Origin of the sequence: Paenibacillus koleovorans NBRC 103111, from assembly GCF_004000845.1 — a bacterium.
In the GTDB taxonomy this organism is placed as follows: Bacteria; Bacillota; Bacilli; order Paenibacillales; family NBRC-103111; genus Paenibacillus_AA; species Paenibacillus_AA koleovorans.
In genome coordinates this window covers 1-10,525 of the sequence record NZ_BIMA01000172.1, presented here as the reverse complement: position 1 = coordinate 10,525, position 10,525 = coordinate 1, and the positions used below count along the sequence as shown (strand labels likewise).

Annotated in this window: 6 protein-coding genes; 3 read left to right on the top strand and 3 right to left on the bottom strand. The window is 56.3% G+C overall.

Annotated features, from left to right (window positions below):
• Positions 1–554: DNA glycosylase AlkZ-like family protein (locus tag PKO02S_RS30270; protein ID WP_164821776.1), on the bottom strand; the 554-nt coding region annotated here is incomplete at its 3' end.
• 726 nt (positions 555–1,280) lie between these two features.
• On the opposite strand from PKO02S_RS30270, the gene PKO02S_RS30265 reads away from it, so the two are divergent.
• Both PKO02S_RS30265 and sigJ read left to right on the top strand, forming a co-directional pair.
• Positions 1,281–2,573, top strand: coding sequence for a phytoene desaturase family protein (locus PKO02S_RS30265; protein ID WP_246067643.1), 1,293 nt, complete (start codon positions 1,281–1,283; stop codon positions 2,571–2,573).
• A 67-nt stretch (positions 2,574–2,640) separates the two neighbouring features.
• Positions 2,641–3,609, top strand: a complete 969-nt coding sequence (gene sigJ, locus PKO02S_RS30260) for an RNA polymerase sigma factor SigJ (RefSeq protein ID WP_127588742.1) — start codon at positions 2,641–2,643, stop codon at positions 3,607–3,609.
• Positions 3,610–3,792: 183 nt separating this feature from the next.
• On the opposite strand, the gene PKO02S_RS30255 is transcribed toward sigJ, so the two are convergent.
• Positions 3,793–4,419: a glycerol-3-phosphate acyltransferase gene (locus tag PKO02S_RS30255; protein ID WP_127588744.1), complete on the bottom strand. Its 627-nt coding sequence runs from the start codon at positions 4,417–4,419 to the stop codon at positions 3,793–3,795.
• Positions 4,419–5,552 carry a glycosyltransferase gene (locus tag PKO02S_RS30250; protein ID WP_127588741.1) on the bottom strand — a complete coding sequence of 378 codons (1,134 nt, stop codon included), beginning with the start codon at positions 5,550–5,552 and terminating at the stop codon, positions 4,419–4,421. The genes PKO02S_RS30255 and PKO02S_RS30250 overlap by 1 nt, the downstream gene beginning before the upstream one ends.
• A 302-nt stretch (positions 5,553–5,854) precedes the next feature.
• Here PKO02S_RS30250 and PKO02S_RS30245 point away from each other — a divergent pair, with 302 nt between their 5' ends.
• Entirely contained in the window at positions 5,855–10,282 is a 4,428-nt protein-coding gene (locus PKO02S_RS30245; RefSeq protein WP_127588740.1) for an S-layer homology domain-containing protein, read from the top strand.
• Positions 10,283–10,525 lie beyond the last annotated feature (243 nt).

The window sequence follows — 10,525 nt, the reverse complement described above, 5'->3', positions numbered from 1 at the left end:
GGGCCGCTCGCGCCCCACACACCGCGCGGCGGCACCTGCACGAGCGCGAGGCGCGTGCGTGCGACCGCCGCCAGTGTGTCCGCGCCGACGCCGGGCCAGCGCTCGCCGAGCAGCGCGCCGAGCTCGGCAGCGGTGTGAGGCGCCGCCTCGGTGTACGCTCGGGCGGCGTCCGCCACGGCGGCTTCGTCGAGGCCCGCGAGGTCGCGGTGGTGCGCGCCTCGCAGCCCGCGGTCGAGCACGGGCTGGATCAGCGGGCGCAGCGCGAGGCAGTCGCGGGCGGAGACGAGGTGGATCGTCGAGCGCATCAGCGCAATCCGGACGACACGGCGGTCGAGCAGCAACTGCGCCAGCGCATCGGGCTGGAAGCCCGCGAGCCGCGTCCACAGCGCGTAGTACGGCGGCAGCGGCGCCTGCGCCTGCAGCCCGGCCAGCCGCTCGACCGCCGCCAGCGGGCTCATCGTTGAGCGGTCGAGCAGCAACTGCCGTGCAAGCAAAGCGCGGTTTAGCGCGCGACGCGACAACACCGGCCTTTCAAGTGTGGATCGGCTTTTCATGGGTCAATTACTCCTTCTCTCTGGTATTCCTCACGTAATATAACGTGATGTGCTGCCATCATTACTTAGGTTTCTGCAAAATTTTTCGCGGACACAGATGATCTTATTTGCTACAAAAGTAACGCTTTCGTGAGTTTGGCGGACACAGATGATCTTATTTAACGGTAAAGTGGCAAAATGTTCACTTGTGAAGTCGAATAAGGGCTCGTGTGTCCGCTAAATGTTCAAAAACCGCTGAATCAAGCACAATAGCGGATCTCCTGTCCGCTAAACCTGGCGACCCGGCATTCCTCATCTGCCGGAGCCCTACATAGCCCGCCGTCGACCGCCGACGGCTCCCCCTATCTAACACCTGAGTAGTTACGATTGCCTACTGCTATTTTTAGCCGCACTGCTTTTCAGAATCGAATCGCTATGCTTTCATTATAGTACAAGCACCCTGACAGCAGGGCGTCAGCATTTGGCCAAACTATGAGGAGGTTGGAAAAGCTGGGGCACTTTATAGATAACCAATGCCCGGGTCGCGGCATGAAGCTTACAGGGGACGAACAAGGTTAGCGGCAGCACGACCGCTATTTGGCGGCTGAGGCTTGTTATGAGCGGTGCGAGGAGCTCGCGGTGTATCATATCGAGATGGCTGATTGGCGGTTCACCAATCCTGTCACAAAACCAAACCCTCATCCGCCCTATATGTGAAACCAACAACATTCACGGAGGGCGATGAAGATGAAACCATACGATACAGTCATTATCGGAGGCGGCGTGGCGGGTCTGATGGCAGCGGTGGAGCTGGGCAGAGCGGGGAAACCGGCCATTCTGGTGGAAAAATCGAACCGCGTCGGGGGACGCGCCATCACGGTGCGGAAAAATGGAGCTCTGTTCAATTTGGGCGGGCATGCGATTTATAAAGGCGGGGAAGCGTACGCGATATTGAAGCAATGGGGCATCGCGCTGGAAGGCGGGCAGCCGACGTTTAACGGATCGTTCATCTGGAACGACCAGGCGTTTCCGTTGGCCAATCCGGCGAAGCTGCTGCTCTCGTCGTTCCTGTCCTGGTCGGGCAAAGGCGAGCTGGTGAAGCTGTTCTGGAAGCTGTTCAAGTCGGGTCCGATCGCGGTGCGACCTGGGGAAAGCTTGCGGGAGTGGGCCGAGCGGGAGCTGCGCGACCCGATGGTGCGGCATATATTCTACTCGCTGACACGAACGGCGACTTACACGCGCGATCCCGACTACCAATTGGCGGGCCCAGCGCTCAAGCAAGTGCAGCGCTCGCTCAAAAGCGGCGTGCAGTATTTGCACGGCGGCTGGCAGTCGATTGTCGATCAGTTGCGAGAGAAAGCCGTGCAAGCAGGCGTGAAAATGATCGAACACAGCGCCGCAGCCCGGGTCGTCCATGAAGGCGGAGCGGTCCGCCAAGTTGAGCTGGAGGACGGCACGGTTTTGGCGGCAGCTCACGTGATCAGCACAGTATCGCCGGAGGTGACGTTCCGGCTTGTCCCTGGTGCGGAGCGGACGGTGCTGAGCCGCTGGAAAGACGAAGCCCGCCCGGCGATGGCGGCCTGCCTCGACCTGTGCCTGGAACGGCTGCCGTCTCCCGACCGCCAGGTGGCGCTCGGACTCGACCGTCCCGTTTTCTTCAGCAACCATTCCGCCGGGGCCAAGCTGACCGAGGACGGCAAGGTAGTCGTCCACCTGATGAAATACAACGGCCCGACGGACAGCGATCCTGCGGCCGACTTGCAGCTGCTCGAGCAGACGATGTCGCTCCTGCATCCGGGCTGGGAGCAGCTTGTAGCGGCCAAACAATTTTTGCCGAATATTGCGGTCGTTCACGATTATGCGCATCTGGGACGGAAGCAGCTGGAGGTCGGTCCATCCGTGCCGGAAATTAAGGGTTTGTACGTTGCCGGCGACTGGGCGAGCCATGGAGAGTATTTGTTGGATGCGGCGGCGACAAGCGCCCGTCGGGCGGTTGGCCAGGTGCTGGGCGGCGCGTATCGGACTGCGGTAGGCGAATAAGGAGTTATAAGGAAATATAAGGAAGGATAAGGAAGGCGAGCAGGGTTAGAAAGGGAGAGGGACGACCATGGAACAGACCGAATCGTTAGCGGACCTGTACGTCAAATATAGGGCTTTGCTGTTTGCGCTGGCTTACAGGATGATGGGCAGCGTGGCGGATGCGGAGGATGCCGTACAGGAGGCGTTTCTCGACTATGAGGCTGCGCGTTCCCGCCGCCATGACATTCGCCATGTGAAGGCGTATCTGTGCAAAATCGTCACCCATCGCTGTATGGACCGCCTCCGGTCGGCCAGCCGGCAGCGGGAAGTTTATGTCGGCCCTTGGCTGCCCGAACCTCTGTTGACGGAGTCCGCGGCGGGATTGTCGCCAGGGCTAGGAGGTGCCTCGCTGGCAGGCGCAGTCGGCCCGGCGGAGCGTTACCTGCAGAAGGAGTCGCTGTCCACCGCCTATCTCCTGCTGCTGCAGCAGCTGTCGGATGTGGAGCGGGCGGTGTTCATCCTGCGCGAGGTGCTGCAATACGATTACGAGGAAATTGCGGAGATCGTGGGGAAGACGGCTGCGAATTGCCGCCAAATTTTCCACCGCGCCAAACGCGCCGTCTCGGCCAGCGCCTCGGGCGACGCTCCTGCCTCCGGGCAAGGTCAGGATCGGCTGGCCGCCGCACGGGTGCAGGCCGACGCGGCCAACCGGCTCACCGAGCGGTTCGTCCAGGCGCTGTCCAGCGGCAATATGGAGGCGCTGCTAGGCCTGTTGTCCGAGCATGCGGTGCTCAGCTCCGACGGAGGGGGCCAAGTGTCCGCCGCGATCCGGCCGGTTACGGGCCGCAGCCGCGTGATCGCCTTCCTGCAGGGCGTGCTGAAGAAACAGCCGGCCGAGGAGCTGTCCATCCGACTCGCGGAGGTAAACGGAGGGACGGGCATCATCACCAAGCTCGGCGGCCAAACGAACGCCGTCTTCACCTTCGCAGTCGAGGACGCTGTGATCGCCCATGTGTATATCGTGGTGAATCCCGACAAGCTACGGCATGTGGAGTGACCCAGTGCCCGTCGACGAATCAATCCTGCTCCGCGGATGTCTCTCCCTGTACTGTACGTCGCTCCCCCGCACGTCTTTCCCTGTTCCCATACGTCGCTCTTAGCTCACCGCTTTCTGCTCCGTACGCTCCAATCGCGCCGCACTCTGCTCCCCGCTCTCCGCTCTCCGCTCTCCGCTCCCCGTTCAGCGGGCTCCCTTTTTCGCAAACCGGCGACTGAGGAACCTGGCGATCTCATGACGATGGGTGAAGGCCAGCAGCAGCAGGTTGACCAGCCAGAACAGCAGGATAGCAGGGGTATAGCCACGCACGATCAGAAAAATCGACAGCAGCAGCATGCCCAGCACAACTTGGAACCCGTCGGCCTCGGAGGAGGTCGGCTTGCCTTTGTTGGCGCCGCGGGCGACGGCGAGCAGCACCCCCAGAATGATCGCATAAGCGAGCGTTGCGGCGAATCCGGTCAGCGCGCTCCATACCCCGAACGTCACCGCGATCGCCTTGCCCCCGCGCCAGCCCATGAACGGAGAGAACGCATGGCCTATGACGGCTGCAGCCGCAGGGAGGACCAGGCCGTATCCGCCCCCCGCCCCCGTTTCCGTTTGACACATGAGCAGTACCGGAACATACCCTTTTAGAAAATCGAGCGCGATGCCGGTGAGCCCATACGTGTACCCAGCCGCTTTCCACAAATTCAAAGCCCCCGGATTGCCGTCACCCACTTCCTTCAAATTGCGATTCGCCGCCAGACCGAGCCAATAGGAGAACATGAAGGATCCGCTCAGGAAACAAATAGCCGTCCACAGCAGCAGCATCACGATTTTCGCCCCCCTACCTCAACCCGCCTTCCTTTCCAAGCCACATTCCCCAAGAACACGACCTGATAGACCGAGTACAGCATGATGAACAGGAAAAAAACCGTGCTGAGCGGATGCAGCGCCGGCATCCAACGGCCGAAACGTCCGGTGTAGGCTACGAAATAGTAAATTTGCAGCGTGTACAGGAGGTATGCTGCGGCGAGCGGCCAAAACCAGCCTGTGCCGATCAAGAAAGGCGCCGCTTCAGCCGCGATCAGCCCGATCAGCCATACTGCCACGAGCAGCGTCGTGCGGATGTCGAGCTTACTTGTGCTGAGCACCGCGCCTTTGCTGAAGCCTTGCACCTCGCTGCGGATGCCGTTCGGGTACATGCGGAAGGAGACCACGTCGTCGCCGATATAATTGGTGACCGGAATGCCGGCTTCGATGAATTTGGCGCCAAGATTGAGATCGTCCAGCAGCTCCGCTTTGATCGCCTCGTGGCCTTGCGCTTTTTCGTAGTCGGCTCTAGTGGTCAGGATGCAGGATCCGTAGAAGCCCTTGTTCGGATTTTTGGTTTCGAAAGGCGATGTGAAGGCGAACAAGCCGAGGATGTTGGGGATCAGCGCGAGTCTTTCGTAAAATTGCTCGGCATGGTGGTGAGGGACTACGGAGAGGGCTCCGCCTGTGTGCTCCCGGGCTGTCAGCAGCGACTGCAGCGCATGGGGGGCGAGCCGGACATCCGCGTCCAGGAAGGCGATCAGATCGCCGGTTGCTTGGCTGTAGCCAGTCCAGACGGCCCAGTTTTTGCCGGTCCAGCCCGGAGGGAGCTGCGTGCTCGCCACGACCGTGACCCCGAAGCTCTTGGCGACCTCGCGCGTCCGGTCCTCCGAGCAGTCGTCGACTACGATGATTTCGTACGGCTGGTAGGTTTGTTTTTGCAGAGAGCCGAGCAGATGGGGGAGGTTGTGCTCCTCGTTCCGCGCCGGGATGATGACGGACAGCTTCCAGCCCAATACCGGTACCGATTTCGACTCCGATACCGATTCTTCCATGCTTCCGCTACGACCGTCAGGGATCGTATTCCGCCGAAACAATAGAAAGCCCGCCGCGCAAGTTAGCGTCAACAGAGCCGCGATCCAAATCTCCATACCGCCATCACTCCCTGGTTGATCTCTCTTGTATACCCTTTCCCTTTCTATTCTACTTCGCTCTTTTGGCCGGAATTCCTAGGAAGTTTCTATTGGGTTGGCGGGAAAAATTGTGATGAAGTGGACTGAGGCAAAAAAACTATTTTTCGTCCGAAATTTCTAGTTATTCGACATATTTCAACAGCATCTGCAGTCGAACTATCCTATACTATCAGGCAGGATTCCTTTTCGTGGGAAATTATCCAATCAGAAAGCTGTTTTATTAGGAATAGCAAATTCAACTAATCTTCAGGAGGCGAAGTATGCGTTTCAGCAAGAAGGGATTCCAAAAGATTTTAGCCGTATGGCTAGCTGCGGGGCTGTTGGTGACAGGCTTCTATGTACCGGCCAACCGAGTCGAGGCGGCAGCTAGTACGGCCAGCGACATTCAGGGGCATTGGGCCGCTGGAATCATGAGCGAATGGCTGCAGAAGGGCTGGATCGAGGGCTATGCAGACGGTACCGTGAAACCGGACGGGTCGGTCACTCGGGCCGAGCTGGTTGCGTTAGCCAACCGTTCGTTCGGCACTCCTGCTTCGAGCGCGCCTGTGGCGTTCAGCGACTTGCCGGCTTCGGATTGGGCAGCCGTTCCGTTCGCGCAAGCCGTACAAGCCGGCTTCATCGAAGGCTATGAAGACGGCACCGCGCGGCCGCATCAGCAAGTGTCGCGTCAGGAGCTCGCCGTTATTTTGAATAAATTGGCTCCGGCCAAGTCGGGCTCGGCTGCTGCTCGGGCATCGTATACGGACGCCGCCTCGATCGCAGACTGGAGCGCAGGCGCCATCGGCTCCCTCAGCGACAGGGGCATCTTGAACGGCTACGAGGACGGCAGCTTCCGGCCGACGCTTCCGGTCTCGCGTGCCGAGGCGATTGTTGCCTTGCAGCGGGCGTTGGCTGCCAAAGCCGTTGCGTTCGACAAAGCGGGTACATACGGCCCCGAGACAGGCGAGGAGACCATCGCCGGCAAAGTAGTCGTCTCGGCACCGGGCGTCACGTTGCGCAATACCGTCATCAACGGGGATCTGCAAATCGCGAAGGGCGTTGGCGAAGGCGACGTCACCCTGCAGAACGTGCAGGTCAAAGGCTCCGTCCTTGTCCAAGGCGGCGGCGCGAACAGCGTCCACCTCGTCGATACGATTATCCTCACACTCATCGTGGACAAGGAGACCGGAACCGTACGCATCGTCGCAACCGGGAAGACCGAGGTCGGCGAAGTAACCGTCGAGTCCAGCGTCACGATCGAAGAGGAGGGCTTGACCGGAGGCGGCTTCGGCAAACTATCCTTGTCGGAGGGGCTGTCCGCAGACTCCAAGGTCAAGCTGATCGGCAGCTTCGAGTCCGTTGAGGTCGCTTCGACCAAGGTCGAGATCGAGATGCCGAAGGGCACGATCGACAAGCTGACCATCCTGGAGAAGGCCGCAGGCATCAAGTTAACGGTTGCCGAAGGCGCAAGCATCCTTGAAGCCGTACTGAACGCGGTTGTGGAGGTGCTGGGGAAGGGCAAAATCGAGAATGCCGTCCTCGGCGAGGGGGCCAAAGACTCCAAGTTTGAGACAAAACCGGAGACCACCACTGGCCCGGGCACGACGCCCACCACAATGCCGCCTTTGATTTTCCCAGGTGGCGGCGGAGGCGGAGGCCCAGCCATACCTACGGTGAAAACGGCTTCTCCTACCTTCACGGAAACCGTCTACGCGAACGCTACCGCCATCCGCGGCACGGCCGAGTCCGGCTCCTCCATCGTCGTCACCCGCTCCGGTAGCACCATCGGCAGCGGCGCCGCAGCTGTTAGCGGGCAGTTTGATGTTTCCTTGACTGTAAGCTTGACGGCAGGCGACGTCTTGCGCGTCACCGCTCAGAAGAGCGGCAGCCAAGTCAGTGATGGGGTTGAATTGACGGTTGCTGTAGTTCCGCCTAAGACTGCAACGCCAACGGTGCCATATCCGGTCTATTCGAGCTATCATTCTGTTTCCGGGAATGCTGTGAACGGTTCACAAGTTGTGGTCACACGAAATGGCGTTGAATTGGGACGGAATACTTCCAATGGTATATTTTTGGTTCTGCTCTCAGGTGTGACGCTTTCTGCAGGAGATGTTCTAAGTATAACGGCGCAATCTCCCGGAGAACGGGTCAGCGATCCGGTCGAAATCGTTGTACTTCAACCGGTGCCTAATAGTGCCAGCATAGTAGGTGCCAAAAAAATCGAGTTGAGTTTGACCGAAGGTTTTTACAGCGAACCGCTTTTGCAGCTCTCTGTGAAGAAAGACAATCTCCTACCGCTCCCGATACGAAAAATAGTATTGGGTCCTAATAATGGTCGCAGTAAGACCGCCACTATTGAATTGATGAACAACCTATCTAAGGGGAGCTATACCTTAGACGTAAGCGGAGTTCCGGGCGGACCGTTTAGCTTCGCATTGAATGCGGAGAATGAGGAAGTAAAGCTGTCTTTCTTATTGAGTACCGCTGTCTTAGTAAGTCCTACTGAAATTTATACAAAGTTTATTATTGAGAACCAATATGGAGAGGACGTTACTGCTGCTCGTGCTTCTCAATATATGTTTACCACAGGCATTGGATCTATTACTCCGATCCAACCCAACAAGCTGATGATTACAACCTCGGGTCCACCATTTTTCCTAGGTCAGCTAATCGCAGTAGGCGCCATGAGCAGCAACAAGAATTTTGCAGCGATTACCCTCGCTGTGTCAGACGAAGAGCGGCCAGCTCCACCGGTTGATCCGGTAGACCCTGTACCTCCCCAGTACCCTACCATACAAATAACAGGGCTGTACCATGCCGCACAAAAAGAACTGACGACCACTAGCAATGCTGGAGAGTTTTATTTACTAGTATCCGCAATAGATGAGGATGGAGCAGAACTGAGCGCGGCTGCTATGAACGAAGAAATGATCATTCATGTTAGCAATCCGACAATACTAAATACAACCGGACAAATTACAGTGCTACCTAATTCGAATCAAAAGGCTCTCCAGTTGTCAGGACATGTAGCTGCAGGCAAGACAGAAGTACTAATCATTTCTCGATATACCGGAGCTCGGGCAACGTATGAAGTCACTGTACGAGAAGCACGTCGATTGGACAGCGTTCTCCTTACAGCACCAACCAAAATTATTTCCGGCGAACCTACCGTAATTCCCATTTCGGCAGTCGATCAGTACGGAGATCCCTTCTCGGACTTAACGAGCATAAGAGGGGCTTACGTATCGGCAAGCAAGGGCTCGGCGATCTTACAAGAAGGAGCTGACGGCAGCTTCAATCTTCTATATACGGGTACGACCACAAAGAACGAGTACATACGCATTGGACTTACAACACAATTGACGTATAAGTCAGGCTCGGTTCGAACCGTTCTTGTTCCCGATGCTTCATCTGATGGAGTCGTCGATTTGGGCAGCACCCCTGTAGTCACACAGTTGAATATGACTGCTCCAATTGTTGCGGTACAAGGGGAGAAGTTTGAAATTCCATTCGCTGCCTTCGATCAGTTCGGCAATCCTGTTACAACCCTAGATAGACTCTTATCTATTCAACATCTCGATTCGAATGGAGTAGGACAAGTTTATTTTGAAATGGATTACGCCGAGAACCGTGTGAAGCTGATGTTCGACGCAACAAATGTCCCAATGGCTTCATTTGTTGCAGTAATAGCAATTTTAGCGAATCAAAGTGTAGCTACTCTTCCAATTCAACTCAATAAAGAGGCGAAGCCAGTTCTAATTTCAGCAGTCAGCACTTTAGGAATCCAAACCATTGCGGTAGGAGCAACCTTACAAATTCGCTCGGCGAATGTCCAAGTAATGGATCAGTACGGACGAGTTATGCCTTCTTCAAAATGGGCCATTGCCGGCTATAAGGTAAAAGCGACTGCCCTTGGGCAAGCCATCGAACTCTCCAGTGGAAATCTATTGGTATCCGAGATCTCCTCCATCTTTGTAAAGGGTCAAAGCAGAGCGAGTGAAGTAGAACTGCAACTGAAACTGGTCAACTCATTCGATCAGGATGTAGCCGATTCTCTCTACTATTTAACTCTGAAAGTCGTGGATCATACAGATATTGCGGAATACAGTCCGGTCGACCCAGGTAAACTGTACGCCAGCGATGACGTTCTGTATGCCAAACTATTGACTGTCTACGGCAAACTGTCGAACGGAACGGTAGTAAAATTACCTGCAGATCATACCAATTATTATTCGGTCTCGGTTACACAGAGTACTTATGTTTCTTATACGGATTTGATGCTGTGGGCCAAATCGGGATTGCCATTTACCGAGCCAAATCAAACTCTAAGCATCCCTTACACGGTGACTGGCATTACTTCAACAGGCGCTATTCCATACGCTCTGACTCTACAAATCAGTAATGAGGCACCTGTAGCCGCACGGGAAAGCTTTAGAACGTATCAAATGTTTAAATACATCTCAGGTTCAACAATCAGTGTGAATAGAGATACTCTTGCGTTTTCAACAGCATATGACATTTCCAATTCCGTATTGCGCGTGTTTGATCAGTACGGTTTGGAGTTGACTACAGGGAAAATAATTAATGTAGAGACGAATCTATCCCAAGGGAAAACCCTCAGTCAGTTAATACCCGGCGAGCAGTGCGAGCTGATGGTGACACTTCTTGGTGGAAGAACGGTTGCGATTACGATGATTGTTACAAACTGAGTTAGTACTCGTTGGAGCAGAGGCCAGACTGGCCTTCTGCTCTTTCCTTGTACCATGCCCCCGAAAAAATAACGCTACGCCACCATCACCTCCCAAACGGCGGCAAAGAGGAGAAGGCGACCGGGCAGCCCCCGCCCACCATAAGAAAAACCATCAGGGAAGATCACCCGGATGGTCCTCTGGAGAAAGAGTTCAGTTGGTATGTGGGGAGGACAGGTAGCTGGGTTCCGAACGCTGTTACAA

Excerpts from the sequence above, each read along its gene's own strand:
- PKO02S_RS30245 (WP_127588740.1), top strand. The coding sequence starts at position 5,855 with ATGCGTTTCAGCAAGAAGGGATTCCAAAAGATTTTAGCCGTATGGCTA.
- PKO02S_RS30250 (WP_127588741.1), bottom strand. The coding sequence starts at position 5,552 with ATGGAGATTTGGATCGCGGCTCTGTTGACGCTAACTTGCGCGGCGGGC.
- sigJ (WP_127588742.1), top strand. The coding sequence starts at position 2,641 with ATGGAACAGACCGAATCGTTAGCGGACCTGTACGTCAAATATAGGGCT.
- PKO02S_RS30255 (WP_127588744.1), bottom strand. The coding sequence starts at position 4,419 with ATGCTGCTGCTGTGGACGGCTATTTGTTTCCTGAGCGGATCCTTCATG.
- PKO02S_RS30265 (WP_246067643.1), top strand. The coding sequence starts at position 1,281 with ATGAAACCATACGATACAGTCATTATCGGAGGCGGCGTGGCGGGTCTG.